Annotated in this window: 13 protein-coding genes; 4 read left to right on the top strand and 9 right to left on the bottom strand. The window is 61.0% G+C overall.

What is annotated here, in order from left to right; translation table 11 throughout:
- The first annotated feature begins 80 nt into the window (after positions 1-80).
- Complete coding sequence (locus VKT51_05475; GenBank protein HLJ83605.1) at positions 81-2201, top strand: hypothetical protein; 2121 nt, start codon at positions 81-83, stop codon at positions 2199-2201.
- A 23-nt stretch (positions 2202-2224) separates the two neighbouring features.
- Here VKT51_05475 and VKT51_05470 read toward each other — a convergent pair whose 3' ends face one another.
- A complete protein-coding gene (locus tag VKT51_05470) occupies positions 2225-3856 on the bottom strand; it encodes a peptide ABC transporter substrate-binding protein (GenBank protein ID HLJ83604.1) in 1632 nt (543 codons plus the stop codon).
- 135 nt (positions 3857-3991) lie between these two features.
- On the opposite strand from VKT51_05470, the gene VKT51_05465 reads away from it, so the two are divergent.
- The gene (locus VKT51_05465) at positions 3992-4375 is read left to right on the top strand and encodes a hypothetical protein (protein HLJ83603.1); all 384 of its coding nucleotides are present in this window, start codon (positions 3992-3994) and stop codon (positions 4373-4375) included.
- Here the strand turns inward: VKT51_05465 and VKT51_05460 are convergent.
- The 6 genes from VKT51_05460 to VKT51_05435 all read right to left on the bottom strand — a co-directional run bounded on the left by VKT51_05460 (position 4361) and on the right by VKT51_05435 (position 10055).
- A complete protein-coding gene (locus tag VKT51_05460) occupies positions 4361-5059 on the bottom strand; it encodes a DUF4386 domain-containing protein (GenBank protein HLJ83602.1) in 699 nt (232 codons plus the stop codon). The two genes, VKT51_05465 and VKT51_05460, sit on opposite strands and share 15 nt — an antisense overlap.
- Positions 5056-6882 carry a gamma-glutamyltransferase family protein gene (locus tag VKT51_05455; GenBank protein ID HLJ83601.1) on the bottom strand — a complete coding sequence of 609 codons (1827 nt, stop codon included), beginning with the start codon at positions 6880-6882 and terminating at the stop codon, positions 5056-5058. Before VKT51_05455 ends, VKT51_05460 begins: the two co-directional genes overlap by 4 nt.
- Before the next feature lie 14 nt (positions 6883-6896).
- Entirely contained in the window at positions 6897-7355 is a 459-nt protein-coding gene (locus VKT51_05450; protein ID HLJ83600.1) for a hypothetical protein, read from the bottom strand.
- A 67-nt stretch (positions 7356-7422) separates the two neighbouring features.
- On the bottom strand, positions 7423-8091 hold the full coding sequence (locus VKT51_05445) for a hypothetical protein (protein HLJ83599.1): 669 nt from the start codon (positions 8089-8091) through the stop codon (positions 7423-7425).
- Positions 8092-8170: 79 nt separating this feature from the next.
- Positions 8171-9184, bottom strand: coding sequence for a transketolase C-terminal domain-containing protein (locus tag VKT51_05440; GenBank protein ID HLJ83598.1), 1014 nt, complete (start codon positions 9182-9184; stop codon positions 8171-8173).
- Entirely contained in the window at positions 9177-10055 is an 879-nt protein-coding gene (locus VKT51_05435) for a transketolase (protein ID HLJ83597.1), read from the bottom strand. The genes VKT51_05440 and VKT51_05435 overlap by 8 nt, the downstream gene beginning before the upstream one ends.
- 112 nt (positions 10056-10167) lie before the next feature.
- On the opposite strand from VKT51_05435, the gene VKT51_05430 reads away from it, so the two are divergent.
- Both VKT51_05430 and VKT51_05425 read left to right on the top strand, forming a co-directional pair.
- Positions 10168-13227 (top strand): FAD-binding and (Fe-S)-binding domain-containing protein, encoded by a 3060-nt coding sequence (locus VKT51_05430; protein ID HLJ83596.1) that lies wholly within the window; start codon positions 10168-10170, stop codon positions 13225-13227.
- A gap of 78 nt (positions 13228-13305) precedes the next feature.
- Complete coding sequence (locus VKT51_05425; GenBank protein HLJ83595.1) at positions 13306-16065, top strand: tetratricopeptide repeat protein; 2760 nt, start codon at positions 13306-13308, stop codon at positions 16063-16065.
- Between the two features lie 52 nt (positions 16066-16117).
- Here the strand turns inward: VKT51_05425 and VKT51_05420 are convergent, their stop codons facing one another.
- Both VKT51_05420 and VKT51_05415 read right to left on the bottom strand, forming a co-directional pair.
- On the bottom strand, positions 16118-16504 hold the full coding sequence (locus VKT51_05420; protein HLJ83594.1) for a hypothetical protein: 387 nt from the start codon (positions 16502-16504) through the stop codon (positions 16118-16120).
- Positions 16505-16662: 158 nt separating this feature from the next.
- Positions 16663-17154 carry a hypothetical protein gene (locus tag VKT51_05415; GenBank protein HLJ83593.1) on the bottom strand — a complete coding sequence of 164 codons (492 nt, stop codon included), beginning with the start codon at positions 17152-17154 and terminating at the stop codon, positions 16663-16665.
- Positions 17155-17452 lie beyond the last annotated feature (298 nt).

Raw genomic sequence — 17452 nt, 5'->3', positions numbered from 1 at the left:
GGCGACCTTCGTATCAAACGATTGACACAGTCTCGCGTACCCGCTAGAATAACTATGAAATTAGTAGTGGAGGTGCATGTTTGCTCACGACGCATCGCTTGCTACTGCGATGTCTGCTGATCGCGTCCGTCATCTCTTCGTCGGCAGCCGGGGTACGCGGCGAAACGGTCCACCTCGGGTCGCTCGTCGTTCCGCATGCGGCGGCCGTTCCGCCGATCGACGGCACGCTCGACAACCCGGCGTGGAAAGCGGCCGCCGTCGCGCATCTCTCGTACGACTTGCGCGATCACGCGGCGGCCAAAGAAGACACCGCCGCGTACACCTTGACGGACGGAGTCTTTTTGTACGTGGGGATCGAGGCCAGACAGAGCATCCCCGTGCGCACGACGGAGCATACGAACGGCGTCGGTCTGGATACCGACGACGAAGTGCAAGTGGACCTCTGGCCGAACGGCACCCGCGGCTTTCGCTACAAGTTCACGTCCACTGCCATCGGCACGCACTATCAATACTCCACGGAGAACAACTCGTTCGAACCGGAATGGTGGAGCGCTGGTAAAGTCGTACCGGGCGGCTACACGATCACGATGAAGATCCCATTGGCGGTAATGCACGGAACGGGCTCGGGCGATTGGCGCATCCAGTTCATCCGCTATATGCCGGTGACGAACCACCCGTTTGTCTGGAGTTTCGGTCCTGCCCAGACCGATTTCAACGACGTCAACTATTCCGGTTCGCTCTCCGGCCTGCCCCGTCTCGCGGCGCTGCGTGAAAAGCCGCGCTTCGGAATTTACGCCCTGGGAAAGGCAGCGTCCGCAGCCGCCGGCGGCTCTGCGATTCGTGAAGGCGCCGATATTTCGATTCCGCTGATCTCAGGAACATCGTTTGTGGGCACTCTGTATCCAGACTATTCAAACGTCGAAACCGACCAGCAGACGATCGCGCCCACCGTCTTTCCGCGCATCTACCAAGAAGTGCGGCCGTTCTTCACGCAGGGCGCGAATTTCTACAGCTATCCAAACGGAATCTGTTCGGCATGCCCGGGCATCATCGAATTCTACACGCCGATCATTCCCACGCCGCGCGAGGGGTATGCTGTCGAAGGGCAGCGAGGTCTTTTCAGTTATGGCATGCTGCACACGACGGGCATCCAGCGCGATGATACGGCTGAAGCGGTGAACTACGTCACGCCAAATCAAAAGACCGCGCTCAATTTTCAAGGAAGCATGGTCGATACGCCCGATCTGCACGACGTCGCCGACGGGATGACGTTCACGCATAGCAATCTTACGGATCTCGAAGAATTCGCGCGCTTCGGGAACAATTCGGGCTCCCAAGTGCTCGACGGATCGCAAGCGCAGCGCTACGAAGCCGGCGCGGGTGTCTTCAGCCCGAACGGCTCAAGCCTCTTCGCCGTGTTGCGCAAAGTCGGACTGTATTTCGATCCCACCGACGGTCTCGTGCAGCATCCGGATATCGCGGGTTATGACGTCAATTTCTCTAAGCCGTTCAAATTCGCGCCGACGGCGCGCTTTATTGAGTTCGATGTGAACGGGGACCTCGACCGGTATCACGATCACACGGGCGCGATGGATCAATCCGTGACCAACGTGTCGGGGTCCCTCACCACGCGCACGCTCTTCAACGTGCAGGTCTCAACGGGTTCGTCGTACGTGCGCTTGCAGATGCCGCATGGAGAAGGTGAGTTCATGCCGGTCACCCAGCAAGGCGGCCAACTTGGATACAATTTGAACAGCGCAATGCCTAGTTTCGTCGCCTTCAATTCGGGTCGATTTGGTCCGGGCCGCCTCGACACATGGACGCGCAGCGCCACGGTTCGCTTAGGAACGCGCGGTGCTCTTTCGCTGGAGGCCGACGACACCGATCAGGCAGTGGACGACAAGAGCCAGTTCGCGGATGCCGGCGAGCATTTGACCCAGTGGCTGGAGCGCGCGAGCTTTTCGTACCAGTCGGGACCGAATCAATCTCTTGCGCTCGGCGTTCGACGCATCATCGGCACGCCGCCCGAATTCACCACCGCTCCAACGGCGCAAAGCGCATGGAACATCTCGGCGGCGTTTCACCAAAAAGTTGTGGGCGGCGAGATTTTTCTCGCGTACGGCGACGCGTCTTTGCTCTCCACAGCGCCCCAGTTCATCCTCAAGTTCATACGCTACGTCGGCGCCGAAAAAGGCACCTGATTTGGGCGGCCCAACCGCGTCCGTCAGATGTCGACGTTCATCATATTGTCGAACGGCGTCAGATTATTCGGATGATAGTTCTTGAGGTTCTTGTCGTACGCGAAAAGATCCACCCTCAGGAACGACACGATGGAAGGCGTGTCCTGGATAAACGCGTGCATCATGACCGCGAGGTCCGCTTTGCGTTGTGCCAGATCGTAGTGCCCGAAGACTGCGTCCATCGCCCGCTGAGCAGTCTTGTTGCACCAGCGCGCGTCGTTCTGGCCGGCAGGCGGGAATGCGTCGCAGCCATAGATGCCTGAATAGTCGCCGAGCGGGTCGGCCGCCCACGCGAACGTGACCACATCCCAGTCGTTCCCAAACACGACGCCGCCCTTCTGGGGCAGCGCGAACATCAGGTCCGGCGGGTAGTGGCGTACGCGCAGTGAGACGCCTATCTTTTTCCAGTCGTCGCCGATGAGCGCGACTTGCGCATCGGTGTCTGGCCTTCCGGATTGGACCGCCACGCGCAGTTCGAGCCTGATTCCGTTCTTCGAACGGATGCCGTCGGCGCCGCGCACCCATCCATCCTGATCGAGCATGGCATTTGCTTTCGCGAGATCGAACGGCGTCACGCCCATGTCGACGAAATACGGAGCGGTCGCCGGCGTCACCGAGTCCTGCACGACGCCGACCCCGTGTTCGAGTTTCTCGACGAGCGCGGGGCGGTTGAACGCGAGCCGCAACGCCCGGCGTACGATAGGATCTGCGACTGCCGGATGGGTGAGGTTGAAGTCGTAGTGGTTGTACGCGTAACTCGGCTGACGGTAGATCGTGTAACCATCCAAGGCTTGGATGCGCGTCAGGTATGCGCCGCTGAACTGATACCACATGTCCACGTTGTGTGCGGCTAGCTGCGACAGCAGATCATCCCTGTCCGGGATTATCTTGTAGATGATCTTGTCGAGCCTCGGGCGGCCGCGCCAATAGAGCGGATTTGCGACAAGCACGACTTGCTTGCCGCGATCCCAGCGTGCGAATTTGAATGGTCCGATTCCGACCGGCAGCGAGTTGTACGGGGCATTGTTGATGTCCGGATATCGCGCCAACAGGTGTTTGGGAAGGAGGCTCGGGTTTGCGCAGCAGCTCGAGAAGAACGTGGCGATGGCGGGCGAGTACGGCTTCTTGAGGTGAAAGACGATCGTGAACTTGTCAGGCTCGTCCACTTTGATGATTTGATCGAGGCGGCTCACCTCGTTGTTGGCTCGATTGTTCACGACCGCCGTGCTGAACGCGACATCATCGGCATCGAACGGCGCGCCGTCCGACCACTTGACGCCCTTACGGATGTGATAGGTGATCGTGAGGCCGTCGCCGCTGACGCCGCCGTTCGCACGCGTCGGAACCTGCGTTGCGAGCTCCGGGTACGGCTGGTTGTGTTCGTCCCACTTGATCAGCCACGCCATCGTCATCTCCGAGAGATTTGCGACGGCTGCGGTCGACCCGAAATGCGGATTGAGGGTGTTGACGTCGCCTGCGTCCGAGATCGTCAGGACATGCGGCGTCGCCGCGGTACCGGTGCGCACAGCCGAACCATGCGCGCCGTCCGCTTTCGCGCACAGCAAAACGAGCATTGCCGCCCCAAGCGCAAATGTCAGACGATTGCTGCGAACCATAGGTGGGCCACCCTCGCAAAATAGCAAGAGCCGGTGGCACCCTCGGCGCACCGGCTCGCGAAATAGTCTTTACCGATATAATGCACGAGCGGTCGCTCATTGTCAAGTTACAATCGGAAAAGGCGTCCTCGTGCGGTGCGTCCAACCGCTTCCGGTATGACGCATACCGGCATCATCAAAGGGATCCTGGCGGCGGCTTTGACGCTGGCGATCCCGACCGTCGCAGCGGCGCAGGTGAAATGTCAGCAGTCCAAGATTTCCGCGATCCATTCGCCCACGGGCTCGGCGGAATCGCAAGCGGGGGAGATGCGCTTTTCAGATGGGCGCAGCGCTCGCCTCGACGATAGCACCATGTCGGACATGCAATATATGGCAAAACGCGCGATGCGGGTCGGCGATCACGTGACGACCTGCATCGACGCTCCCTACTATAGCTACCGCGGAGGTCCGCCGGTCAGCCAGATCGCCGTGATGGACGGCGACGCCGACTTCATCTTCGTATCGCTAGACATCCCTTGAGCCGGCTTGTTCTTTCCAGCGTTCCACGTTCACACCCATAAAAATCAGCCAGAGCATCAGGCACAGCTCCGCGACGAAGCCGAGACTTTCGATGAGCGGCGCCGCGTGGCTCGCGAATGCCGGTGAGAGAAACGTCAACCAGCCTATTCCGGCAAGCACCATCAGTATGCCCAAGAAGCGCGGCAAAAACGTGGATCTCACGATGAGGTAGCCGATCACGAGGTCGAAAAGTCCAAAGAACATGATCTCGATATATCCGGACTGTGCGTGGAGCGTGAGAAAAAGCATCGCCAGAGCCTGCGACTGCTCCACGGAAAATGAATTGAGATAGCGGCCGCTTCCCAGAACGTCCAACGCAGCGAGTTGGAGGACGTTGCTCGCACCCTGCATCGCACATCCCACAAGGCTGAAGAGCAGCGCGAGGCGCGCAAGCGTCTCGTTCACCGGCTTGAACAGACCGTAGAAGAGGGCCGTCACCGCTACGTACAGTGCGGTTCCGATGAGCCCGATTGCGGATCCCGCTCGAAAGAGAGTCTCGTGCGCGACGATATTGTGCGCCGTTGACGCGGCATCGCCGGCGATGACAAGCCCACGGACAAGCACGACGGCGATTATCGCCATAAGAAAATACAGTAGATAGATAGCGCCGGTGACTCGTGGGCTGGGCGACGGCCCGCCGTTCACCACCCGACAGCCTCGCCATCTTTGCCGAAATCGGACCCGCCCGCATAGGCGCCGCTCGGCAGCACCATGATCGCCTGGTATCCGCCCATCGGCGCGCGGTTCGACGAACGCACGTCGTGGCCCATCGCTTTGAGCCGCTCCCCGAGCAGGTCGTAGAGCGGCGATTCCAAGTACAGCCTGTTGGTCACTTCGAAATGGCGGAAGCGCGCCATGTCACCCGCCTGCTGCACGTTCGCGCCGAGGTCGATGATATCGACGAGGATCTGCTCGTGCCCCTGCGCTTGCATGTCTCCACCCATCAAGCCGAGCGTCATGAACGGCCGACCGTCACGCATCACAAAGCCGGCCATGAGCGTGTTGAACGGACGCTTTTGCGGTGCGATGACATTTGGGCTCTTGGGGTCAAGCGTGAAGAGCCCGCCTCGATCGTGTAAGATAAAACCGTAACCCGGCACCGTGATGCCGGAGCCGAACCCGTCATAGTTGCTGTTGACCAACGAGACCATGTTGCCGAAGCGATCGGCGGTCGACAAGACGATCGTGTCGCCTTTGCCGCTGGATTCGCCCGGCGGTCCTGTGTTCGCCGCATGGGCCGGATCGATCTTCGCGCACAGCGAGCGCGCGTAGTCTTGCGACAGGAGCTTATCTGTCGGAACGACGGCATGGTCGGGATCGGCGTTGTAGTCGTAAAGGTCGGCATACGCGAGTTTCTTCGCTTCGACGAGCATGTGCCAGTAGAGCGGATTCGTAGGACCGAGGGACGCGAGCGACCGTCCTGGCAGAAGTTTGGGAACGCACTGCGCGAGTATGTCGAGCGCTTCAAGCGTCGCATAGCCTTGCGATGGAGGCGGGAGTTCCATGACGTCGTAGCCGTGATAGTCGGCGCGCAAAGGCGCAACCCATTCGCCGTGGTACCGCGCAAGGTCGGCCAACGTCATCGTGCCGCCGAGCGCATTCGACTTGGCGACGATGGCGCGGGCGATCTCTCCTTTGTAGAACACGTCGCGACCGTATCGCTGCATCAGCCGCAACGTGTGCGCGAGCTGCTGATTGCGAAAGATCTGCCCGGTCTCCGGCTGCCGGCCGTTGACGTACCAGGTCATCACAGAGTCGGGATCGAGTCGCGAGCAGCAACCGCGCAGGGGAAGTGCGTCGGGCAGCTGCCAATCGCGCGCGATGCGCTCGGAAATCGGAAAACCGTTCTCTGCATAGTCGACCGCCGGCGCCAATACGCGATCCAGACCCATCGTGCCGTAGCGCCGGAGCAGTTCGTCCCAACCCCACGCAGCGCCGGGAACGGTGACGTCGAGAATTCCGCCGGACGGCATGCCGGAACCCGGCCCCCAGTCGTGCCGGTCGTATCTGTAGCCGAGAGCGTTGAAATGCGCGACCGTGGCGCCCGTCGGCGCGGTGCCGCTCGCGTTGAGCACGTAGACTTTGCGGTCGCGCGCGATGTAGACGATCGCGAAGAGATCGCCGCCCAGTCCGACGTTCATCGGTTCGGTGACGTTGAGCGCCGCAGCGGTTGCGACCGCGGCGTCAACCGCGTTCCCGCCGGCCATGAGTATGCGCAGTCCGGCTTGTGCGGCAAGGGGTTGACTCGTGACGACCATGCCGTTGCGCGCCAACACCGGCGAGCGGGTTTGCGCGAGCCACCCCTCAGCGCGATCTCCACGAAGTGCGCCGCACGCCATAGCCTGCGGCGTCGAATTGCAATCGGCCGGAGATGAAGGCGTCGGAGCGGGCACGGCGCCGGCAGAAGAAGCCCCCACTAGGAGGGCTGCGGCGCAACACAGCGCGCCTCGAATCTTCAGCGTGCCCATGGGAACGTGACTCCTTAGGAGGGCCTCACGACCATCACCACGATCAACAAGATCCAAAGTATGCCGCTGACTGGCCCTGCGATACGGACCAGACGATCGCCGATCACGGCGGACAATTCCGGTGACGCGCTCTCATCGCTGCTCGCTGCGGCTGCCCGAGCGAGCCTGCCAAACCAGGTCTTGTGCACGCCGACTCCGACGATCAAGAGCAACGCGAGGAGCACATATGCTTCGACGAGCCACGTCGATGTGAGGTTGAATCCCGCGCTCGCCGCCGATGCGAATCCAAAGACGACGCCGACCAGCATGATGACGAGGCCGGCTGTCTGCAGCGGACCCCCGATCCGTACTGCTGTCCTGATTGCTCGAACATCGCGCGTATCTGCGATCGCGCTTACGAGGATGCCTATCCCGTTTGTGAACCCAAACGCGATGAACATCGCCAAGACGTGCAAGACGATCCAAATGGCCATGAGTTCGCCGTTCGAAGAGTGACGAGAAGAACCCTAGAGCATGTCTTCCCGTTGCGCTTGTCGCGTTCTACGGCGTCACTGTCGGATTTTTGTAGGCAAATGCCCCGTCGGGATTTGTCTTCACCCAGACGATGAGATCCCAAATCGTGGGAAATTCAAAGATGGTGACGACGTCTGCGGCGCTCTTCGCCTTGCCGAGACGCACGACGGTGTCGGCTGACGGGTTTGTGAGGCTGCCGCCGGCCGCGACGAAGTCGCTATTCCAAATCCAGTGGTCGTAACTCAATGCTCCGGTGGCGGGATCCTTCAGCACGTAGTGGATGTGCCCCTCAAACTCCACCCAGCGCCCTGGGTCGATGCCCCACAGATGCGGACGCGCTTCACCGTTCGGCCGGGGCACGGAGAAGTCGGCGCCGAGAATGTTGCCGTCCTTATCGTACCAGAGCTGACTGGGGTGGGTGGGGTCGGAGATCCATTGCCGGTTCGCGTAGCTGATGGCGCCCGTTTCGTCAACGCCCGTATAGCGGACGTAGCCCGCCTTCTCGGCATCGCTCGCGTGCTTGAAACGGTTGTACAAATCGTTTTGGATCGACTGGATGAATTGTGCTTCGGGCGGCGATATCGGTCCGTCGTACGTCGGACCCTCGTCGGCTCGGGCGCGTGCGTTATAGCCGAACGCGGCTGCCAGCACGAAGATGGCGAGAACCGCGGCCCCAGCCTTTCTATGCTTGTTCATAGGCATAAGTATACCCCGGTCACCGTCTGCCCATCGCGGACATTCGGCCAGAAAAAGGGCGATTCGGTCGGACTCACGATTAGCGTTTACGCTTGAGGACGCGCCGGACGGCGTCCTTGATGGACTCGGTGCCCATGCCGTAGTGCTCGATCAATTCGGCCGGCGTTCCCGATTGTCCGAACTGATCTTGCACGCCGATGAATTCGATCGGTATCGGATGATGCTGCGCGGTGATCTCCGCCACCCGCGAGCCCATGCCCGCGTGCACTTGATGCTCTTCGACGGTCACGAAGGCGCCGCACTCACGCGCGGCTGCGACGATCGCTTCCTCATCCATCGGCTTGATGGTGTGGTTGTTGATGACGCGACACTCGATTCCGTCGTGCTCCGCCAATTCTCGCGCGGCTTGCAGCGCGTTGTAGACGAGGATTCCGCAGGCCACGATGGCGACGTCGTCGCCGCCGCGAAACGTCTGGGCCGTGCCTATTTCAAACGGCGTGTCGTCGGTCGTGACGATCGCGGATTTTTCGCGTCCGAAACGCAAATACGTCGGTCCGAAGCGTTCGGCGACCGCGACCGTGGCCTTGTGCGTCTGGATCGAGTCGCACGGCACGACGACGAGCATGTTCGGGATGACCCGCATGATCGCGATGTCCTCGATGGCTTGGTGCGTGGCACCATCCGGTCCGACAGAGACGCCCGCGTGAGCGCCCGCGATCTTCACGTTCATCTCGTTCAGCGCCATCGTCGTCCGGACTTGCTCCCACGAGCGGCCCGGGTCGAACATCGCGTAGCTCGCGATAAATGGGATCTTGCCGATCGCGGCCAGACCCGCCGCCATCGCTACGAGCATCTGTTCCGCCACGCCGATCTCGATATAGCGCTGGGGGAACGCGGTTTTGAAACCCTCCATGCGCGTCGATTCCGACAAGTCTGCGCATATCCCGATGACCTGCGGGTTTGCCCGCCCCGCCGCGATCAAACCCTCGCCGAATCCATCGCGTGTCGGAACGAGCTGAATTTTCGCGGTTTCGAGGTCGACGAGATGCATCGGCTGGGTCTGAGCGGTCTGCGTGCGGCGTGCGTTACTCATCGTGTTTCACCAGCGCCTCTCGCTGCGCCGACAATTCGCTCAGCGCCTCATCGGCTTGCTGTCGATTGGGCGGCTTGCCGTGCCAACGATAATCCCCTTCCATGTACGCGACGCCTTTGCCGGGCAGCGTGTGCGCGACGACGACTTGCGGTTTGCCGCGGACGCTTTTGGCCTTTTCCATCGTGGTGATGAACTCCGCGATGTCGTTGCCGTCGCACTGGAAGACTTCCCAATTGAACGCGCGATATTTGTCCGCGAGCGGTTCGAGCGGCATGACGTCTTCGGTGCCGCCGTCTATTTGAATGAAGTTCCGGTCGATGATGCAGGTGAGATTGTCGAGTTTGAATTTAGCTGCCGTCATCGCGGCTTCCCAGTGCAGCCCGCATTGGTGTTCAGCGTCGGATGTGACGACGTACGTGCGCCATTGCGCCTCGTCCATTTTCGCCGCCAACGCCATTCCTGTGCCTTGCGCGAGTCCTTCGCCGAGCGGCCCCGAGGTGGTTTCCAGCGCGGGAAGGCGCATACGCTCCGGATGTCCTTGCAAGCGCGAACCAAATTTGCGCAGCGTGGTCAATTCTTCGACTGGAAAATACCCGGCGTACGCCATCGCGCTGTAGCGAACCGGCGCGATGTGTCCGCAGGAAAGCAGCAATCTGTCGCGATCCGCCCATTCGGGTTCAGACGGCTTATTGCGCAGGATGTGAAAGTAGAGGGCTGCGAAAACGTCCGCCATATCGAGCGGCCCGGCCGAATGGCCCGAACCGGCCGCGACGAGCGATCGAATGATGCCTTGCCGGATGTCATTGGCGTGCAGCTTCAGAGCGCGCACTGTCTCGGAAGATAACGACTCCACTATGCTTATGTACCCCATGTCTGATAGCAAAAGTGCCGCAAGGAGCGACCGATTTGCGGAATGTACACGGATTGCGTGAAAGCGTGCCCGGAAACGTTCTTTTCCTAGCGCCTGAAATCATGTCCGCGTCGTGACGCCGGCCGAACGTCGCGAATCGAACGGCTCCAACGCAGTCGATGCGGCGGGTCTGGAAGCCGAACTTCGCAGGCGCGTACGCGGTGAGGTCCGCTTTGACGCCGGAACTCGCGCGATGTACTCGACCGACGCCTCGAACTATCGTCAGATACCGATCGGACTTGTCCTTCCGGTGGACGCAAAGGACGTGGAACAAGCACTCGCAGCCTGCCGCGCCTTTGGCGCGCCGGTCTGTTCGCGCGGCGGCGGCACCAGCTTAGCAGGCGAGACGTGCAACGTGGCCGTGATCCTCGATTTCAGCAAGTATATGAACCGGATAGTGGAGATCGATTGGGAAGCAAGACGTGCGCGCGTGCAACCCGGTTGCGTGAACGATGATCTGCGCAATCGCGCCGAACAGCGGCATCTCACCTTCGGCCCCGATCCGGCAACGCACAACCGAAATACGTTCGGCGGGATGATCGGCAATAATTCGTGCGGCATGCACGCGCAAATGGCCGGCAAGACGCAAGAGAACGTCGAGGCACTCGACATCGTCACGTACGACGGTCTGCGCCTGCGCGTCGGCCCGACCTCCGGGGGCGAGCTCGAGCGCATCATCGCCGACGGCGGCCGGAAAGGCAAGATCTACGCCGACCTCAAGGCGCTGCGCGACCGGTACGCCGGCACGATCCGTGCGCGCTTTCCCAAGATCCCGCGCCGGGTTTCCGGCTTCGCGCTCGACGAGCTCTTGCCTGAGAACGGGTTCAACGTGGCCCGCGCGCTCGTCGGAACCGAGGGGACGTGCGTCACGATCCTCGAGGCCACCGTTCGACTCGTGCACAGTCCGCCGCATCGCGTCTTGCTGATCCTAGGTTTCGCGGATCTTGCAACGGCCGGCGACTACGTTCCGTTTTGCGACGAGCATGCGCCCATCGCGCTCGAGGGGATCGCAGACTCCATGTTCCGCTTCCTCGAATTGAAAGGCAAGACCGAGACCGGACGTTCGATGTTTCCGGAAGGCAACGGATGGTTGATCTGCGAGTTCGGCGGCGAGACAAAAGGCGAAGCGATGGCGGCCGCGCACGCATTGATGCAGGCCGTCACGTCCCTGCCCGAACCGCCGGCGATGAAGCTCATGGAGGATAGCGCGCAGCAATCGCAACTGTGGGCCTTTCGCGACGAAGCGCTCGGATCGACGTCGAAGATCCCCAACCAACCCGACTTTTATCCCGGCTGGGAAGATTCAGCTGTAGACCCAAAGCGGCTCGGCGACTATTTGCGGGCGTTGCAGAAAATGCTCGATGACTATGATTACACGGGTTCGATCTACGGGCATTTCGGCCAGGCGTGCGTGCACGTGAGCATCGACTTCGATCTCTTCACGGCGCAAGGCATCGCCAAATATCGCGAGTTCGTGACGAAGATGGCGCGCATCTGCGTCGAGCACGGCGGATCGCTGTCGGGCGAACACGGCGACGGGCAAGCACGCGGCGAACTCCTGCCGATCATGTTCGGCGATGACCTTGTCCACGCGTTCTGGGAGTTCAAGTCGATCTGGGATCCGCGCAACATGATGAACCCCGGCAAAGTCGTGCACCCGTACAAGCTCGACGAGAATCTTCGCTGGGGACCGGACTACAAACCCTGGGAGCCCAAGACGCATTTCACTTTTGAATCCGACCACGGGAGCTTTGCAGTCGCGGCAAACCGTTGCGTCGGCACCGGCAAATGCCGTAAGCACGACGCGGGAACCATGTGCCCAAGCTATATGGTGACAAAAGAAGAGGCGTATTCGACGCGCGGCCGAGCTCGTTTGCTCTTCGAGATGCTCGAAGGCGATCCGATGAAAAACGGCTGGCAGGACGAAGCGGTGAAAGACGCGCTCGATCTCTGCCTTTCGTGCAAGGGGTGTAAGGGCGAATGCCCGGTCAACGTCGACATGGCGACGTACAAAGCCGAATTCCTCGCCCACTACTACGAGCGCAAACCGCGCCCGCTCGCAGCATATGCTTTCGGACTCATGTTCTGGTGGGCGCGCATCGCATCGCTCGCACCTGCATTGGTCAACGCGCTGACGCACGCGCCGGTGGTGGGCGACATCGCAAAACGCATCGTTTCGATCGCGCGCAAGCGAGAGATTCCGTTGTTCGCGCCGCAGTCGTTCCGCGCGTGGTTCGCCGCGCGGCCGCCCCGGGATCGTGCGGCACCAAAAGGCGACGTGCTGCTGTGGCCGGACACCTGGAACAACCACTTCCATCCGTCAACAGCGCAGGCGGCCGTCGAAGTGCTGGAAGATGCGGGCTACCGCGTCGTGATTCCGGCCGTTCCGCTGTGCTGCGGACGTCCGCTGTACGATTTCGGCATGCTCGACCGGGCTAAGACGATGCTGCACCGCATCCTCGAGGCGCTGCGTCCCCAGATTCGGGCTGGAGTCTGTGTCGTCGTCCTGGAACCGAGCTGCCTTTCGATATTTCGCGACGAGATGCTCAATCTTCTCGGGCCGGACGAAGACGCGAGGCGGCTCAAGGAGAGCACTTTTCTGCTCACGGAATTTCTCGCCAAGAGAGCGCCGGAATACGCGCCGCCGCGATTGCGCCGCAAAGCGCTCGTCCAGCAGCACTGTCACCAAAAAGCAATTCTCGACGCATCGAGCGAGCGAAAGCTGTTCGACGCGATCGGCCTTGAATCGGAATATCCGGACAGCGGCTGCTGCGGCATGGCGGGTCCGTTCGGCTTCGAGGCGCGGCACTACGATGTGTCCATCGCTGTGGGCGAGCGAGTGCTTTTGCCCAAGGTGCGACAGGCCGACGAACGCGCGCTCATCGTCGCGAATGGTTTCAGCTGTAGAGAACAGATCGCCCAGACGACCGGACGGCAGGCGCTTCACCCGGCACAGGTGCTGAAGATGGCCATCGACGATCGCAGCAGGCCGAGCGACGACGCATTCCCGGAACGACGGTTCATGCCGGACGTTCGCGTCGAGTCGAACAACGCCGCGCGAAGCGGAACGATCGGCCTTGCGCTGTTCGCGGCAGTGGCGGCTTTCTTACTCCTTCGGCGCCGACGGAAATGATTTGGGCGGACGTCTGTGGTGCCGAGGGCAGAGCCAGGTTGCGACAGAAGCGCACTGCCAATGTCTTCCGAAGGTGTAATGCCGGCCAAAAAGGTGGAGCGAGCCCACCTCCCCACGGGCGAAGTGGCATTTCTCTTCACGGATATCGAAGGCTCGACACGCCGCTGGGAAGCGCAACCCGACCAGATGAAGGCGGCGGTCGCACGCCATGAACAGATCGTATCCAGTGCGATCGACGCACACGGCGGTCACGTCTTCAAATCGCTAGGCGACGCGTTCTGTGTCGCATTTCAAACGCCGCGTGACGCGATCGCAGCCGCGTCACATGCGCAGCGCACGTTAGAAGAAGAAGATTTCTCGGCTGTCGGCGGCCTGCGCGTCCGCATGGGGGTGCACACCGGTACTGCGGAGGAGCGCGGCGGCGACTATTACGGAACCTCCGTCAACCGGGCGGCGCGGATCATGTCCATCGGTCACGGCGGTCAGGTCTTGGTCTCCGGCGCGACGGCGCATGCGGTCAGCCGCGTACTGCCGCCGGGCGCCACGCTCATCGACCTCGGGCTGCGGCGGCTGAAAGACCTCACGCAACCTGAACACGTCTGGCAGCTGGCTACGGCGGGTCTGCAGCGGGAGTTTCCGCCGCTCAACTCGCTTGACGCACGAGCGAACAATCTGCCGATTCAGCTCACGACCCTTCTCGGCCGAGCGGAAGAGCTCGAAGAAGTCAAAGCACTCGTAAGTAACCACCGATTGCTCACAATATCCGGTGCGGGTGGCATCGGCAAGACGCGGCTTGCGTTACAGGCAGCCGCTGATCTCATCGACAGTTTTGCAGACGGCGTCTGGTTCGCCGATCTCGCCCCCGTCGCGGACGCGGAGCTCGTGACGAGCGTGGTCGCAAAGGTAGTCGGCATGACGCAGGCCGAGGGCAGCAGTATCGACGAGGCGATTCCGCAGTGGCTCAAGCGCAAACAGTTGTTGCTCGTGCTGGACAACTGCGAGCACGTGATCGACGCCGCCGCGGCAATCGCCGCTGCTATTTTAGGTGCCGCAAGTCAAGTGCAGATCGTCGCCACGTCACGGCAGATGCTCGGCATTCCCGGCGAGGTTCTCTATCGCTTGCCTTCGCTTGCAGTGCCTGAAACGACCGTGGGACTCACGGCGCAGCGCGCGTCAGATTTCGGCGCCATAGCCCTGTTCGTCGACCGGGCCACAGCGTCAGATGTGCGCTTTGTTCTGAACAGCGACAACGCGCCCATCATCGCGGAAATATGCCGGCGACTGGACGGCATCCCGCTCGCGATCGAACTTGCGGCGGCGAGAGTAAAGGTGCTCAGCATACCTAATCTCGCCCAACGGCTAAACGAGCGCTTTAAGGTTCTCACCGGCGGAAGCCGGACTGCGCTGCCTCGACAGAAGACCCTGACAGCACTCATAAGCTGGAGCTACGATCTGCTCGCGCCGCAAGAGCAGACGCTCTTCAATCGGTTGAGCATCTTTGCCGGCGGGTTCAGCCTCGATGCCGCCGCGGCGGTGTGCGGCGGCGACGGTCTCGACGAAAGCGATATCGTCGACTTGCTGTCGATGTTGGGCGACAAATCGCTCCTCGTGGCAGACACGAGCGGCGAGCAGGAGCGTTACAGGCTGCTCGAGTCCACTCGCGCGTACGCCATTGCGAAACTTGCTGCAGCTGGCGAACATGACCGGCTGGCGCGACGCCATGCAGAATATTTTCGCGATCAGGCGCAAGCAGCAGACGTCCTCCGCGGCGCAGGTTCGACATCTAAGTGGCTCGCGGCAATGGAATTGGACTTGGACAACTATCGCGCCGCAATGGATTGGGCGCTCACCGGCGGGCGCGACGCTGCACTGGGCGCATCTATGGCCGGAGGGCTAGGCTGGCTATGGTTCGTCGGCGGCCTTTCACTTGAAGGGCGGCGTTGGATCGACCGCGCGCAAGCCGATCTCGACGAATCTGCGTTCCCCAACGTGGCGGCCGGGTTGTGGCTTGCGCGCTGCAGGCTTTCCGTCGGTAGCCGCTTGCACGATTTCGCGCAACGTGCCGTCGCTCTCTATGGATCGACGCGAGATGCGCGCGGGTCGGCATGGGCGCTCTACTATCTCGCCGTCGGTCTTTTCGACATGGGGCGCTTCGAGGAGGCAAGCGAGATCTTCGACAGCGCTCTTGCAGCGATGCGGACGCTAGGAGATAAACGCGGAGAGGCCGACTGTCTGAACTTGCTGGCGGGCAATCAGTGGAATCGAGGCGATGCCGCTGCGGCCCGTGCGTTGTACGCGCAGGCGCTTGACGTCAATAAATCACTCGGCGACGATGACGGCACGGCCATCGTGCTGGCAAATCTCGCGGAGTTGGCCTTTGCGGCCAGTCAGCCTGACGAGGCGATCCACCTCATGACTGAAGCGCTAGACATCCTAACACCCGGGAAGAACATCACGCACTTGGCCACGGACAACATAAACATGGCCGCGTACCGCTTCGCGTTGGGCGACGTCGACGGTGCGTATGAATCCGCACAGACGGGGTTGCGTTGGGCCCGGCAAGCGCAATACCCCTTGTTGATCGTCATCGCGTTGCAACATCTCGCGCTGCTAGCGACCCAGCGGAAAGGCATTCACAGGGCGGCGCAGCTCATCGGTTATGTCGACGCGCGGTTTCGGGAACTCGGGTACGAACGACAACCGACTGAAAGGTGGGGCTATGAAAAGGTCACCGCGATCTTGCGCGAGCGGCTGAGCGATGCCGAGATCGAAACGCTCGCGGCCGAAGGTGCGGCATGGCCGGAAGAACGCGCGCTCGAGGAAGCACAGAATATCTGAGCTACGTGCCTACGGCGCCGACCATCGGCCCCCTTTACGGGTGACCGCTGGACTATCCGCAGATGTGAAATCCAGTGGTGACGGTCGCCGTAGCCTGCAGTCCGCCGCCGCCGGTGACCGTAATCGTCGTTGCCGGAGGGGGAACGCCCGCACCCTCTTGTTGCAGAAGGAACGTGCCGGGCGCTGACGCGAGCGTGACTTGAACTAAGCGTGTGTCAGCGCTCACGGCCGAGAAGTTTCCTGGATAATTTGCCTGCGACGCTGTGAACGTCGCCGAAGTGGGCCCACCGCACCCGGCAAGATCAAACGAATTCTGGCTGAGCAGAACTTGTCCGAACGGTGCACGATCTTCCGTGCTTGGACCACCGACGCTGCAGCCGATCAGCAGCGCGGCACTGAAGAAGACGGCGAACGCCGTCGCCGTTATCAAGATGTTCAAGGACGGGTTCCAACGCACTGTGATTTCCTCCAAAATTTTGAAAGAAGAGTTCTCACATCATAGTTGCTGAGGCTAAATGCAGCCTAAAGGCGGGCCTGCAGCGGTCTGCCACGTCGCTGCAGGCCTTGATCGTGCTGAGTTGGCGGGCTTCGCGGTTGCTATCGGCCTTCGCGATCTATTCTTTTTCCGTCTATGGTGATGACAACCGGTAGGATCGAATTGTCCGGTAACACGACTTTTTCAAAGATCCCCAAGACTTCGGTTGCGTTATTTTCATACTGTAGGTGGATATAGCTTGTGCGAACGAGCATTCCGCCCGAATAGACTTTGGCGACGAGCGCACCAGAGCAATCGTGCTTTACGGTGATGGTCCCCTGAATGGTTTCAGCCACAGAATTGCCGCCGGTGTTGTTCGATTCGCTCCCAATGAAATTCCCGGCCGCGTCTGTTCGGAAGCTTCCCACCGAAGAAACAGGAACGGTACTCGAAGGCAGTACGGCAAGTCCGGTATACGTGAATCCGTATGCTCCGGCTACGCCGGCGAGTGAACAGCCGGCGCCTTCATCAGCACGCGCAGCAGGGATCGGGCCGACGTAGAGCATCCCAAAAAGAATAGCCGCGAAGATCGCTATCGAGAGGGTGCGCTTCATGATCGTTCTCCTCACGTTGATTCGCTCTCACCCGCCGCCAACGCGAACATATGTCCTCGTCAATCGGTGAACAAGTGACAGCACCAGCCGAGTGTAACCATCTTGAATAAACGCACGCTAAATTTCGCAAGCTGCCGAGGCCGGAATGTGTAAAATCCGGGCGCGTTTAAGAGGAAGGGACAACTCGAGGCACGCGTAACAGCGTCCTGGAGGCCCGTAGTTCCTCGCCATGGGGTTGACGTAAGCGATGCAATCGTCAAGCCTTGTCACACTTGGCGGATTCGCCTTTAGTGTGAAC

This window comes from Candidatus Eremiobacteraceae bacterium (assembly GCA_035295225.1).
Taxonomy (GTDB): Bacteria; Vulcanimicrobiota; Vulcanimicrobiia; order Eremiobacterales; family Eremiobacteraceae; genus JABCYQ01.
The sequence above is the reverse complement of the archived record's forward strand: the minus strand, read 5'-3'. Positions and strand labels throughout refer to the sequence as shown.

What these genes read in the sequence shown, in the direction of transcription:
- VKT51_05470 (HLJ83604.1), bottom strand. Translation starts at nt 3,856, where the DNA reads ATGGTTCGCAGCAATCGTCTGACATTTGCGCTTGGGGCGGCAATGCTC.
- VKT51_05455 (HLJ83601.1), bottom strand. Translation starts at nt 6,882, where the DNA reads ATGGGCACGCTGAAGATTCGAGGCGCGCTGTGTTGCGCCGCAGCCCTC.
- VKT51_05450 (HLJ83600.1), bottom strand. Translation starts at nt 7,355, where the DNA reads ATGGCCATTTGGATCGTCTTGCACGTCTTGGCGATGTTCATCGCGTTT.
- VKT51_05445 (HLJ83599.1), bottom strand. Translation starts at nt 8,091, where the DNA reads ATGAACAAGCATAGAAAGGCTGGGGCCGCGGTTCTCGCCATCTTCGTG.
- VKT51_05440 (HLJ83598.1), bottom strand. Translation starts at nt 9,184, where the DNA reads ATGAGTAACGCACGCCGCACGCAGACCGCTCAGACCCAGCCGATGCAT.
- VKT51_05435 (HLJ83597.1), bottom strand. Translation starts at nt 10,055, where the DNA reads ATGGGGTACATAAGCATAGTGGAGTCGTTATCTTCCGAGACAGTGCGC.
- VKT51_05425 (HLJ83595.1), top strand. Translation starts at nt 13,306, where the DNA reads ATGCCGGCCAAAAAGGTGGAGCGAGCCCACCTCCCCACGGGCGAAGTG.
- VKT51_05415 (HLJ83593.1), bottom strand. Translation starts at nt 17,154, where the DNA reads ATGAAGCGCACCCTCTCGATAGCGATCTTCGCGGCTATTCTTTTTGGG.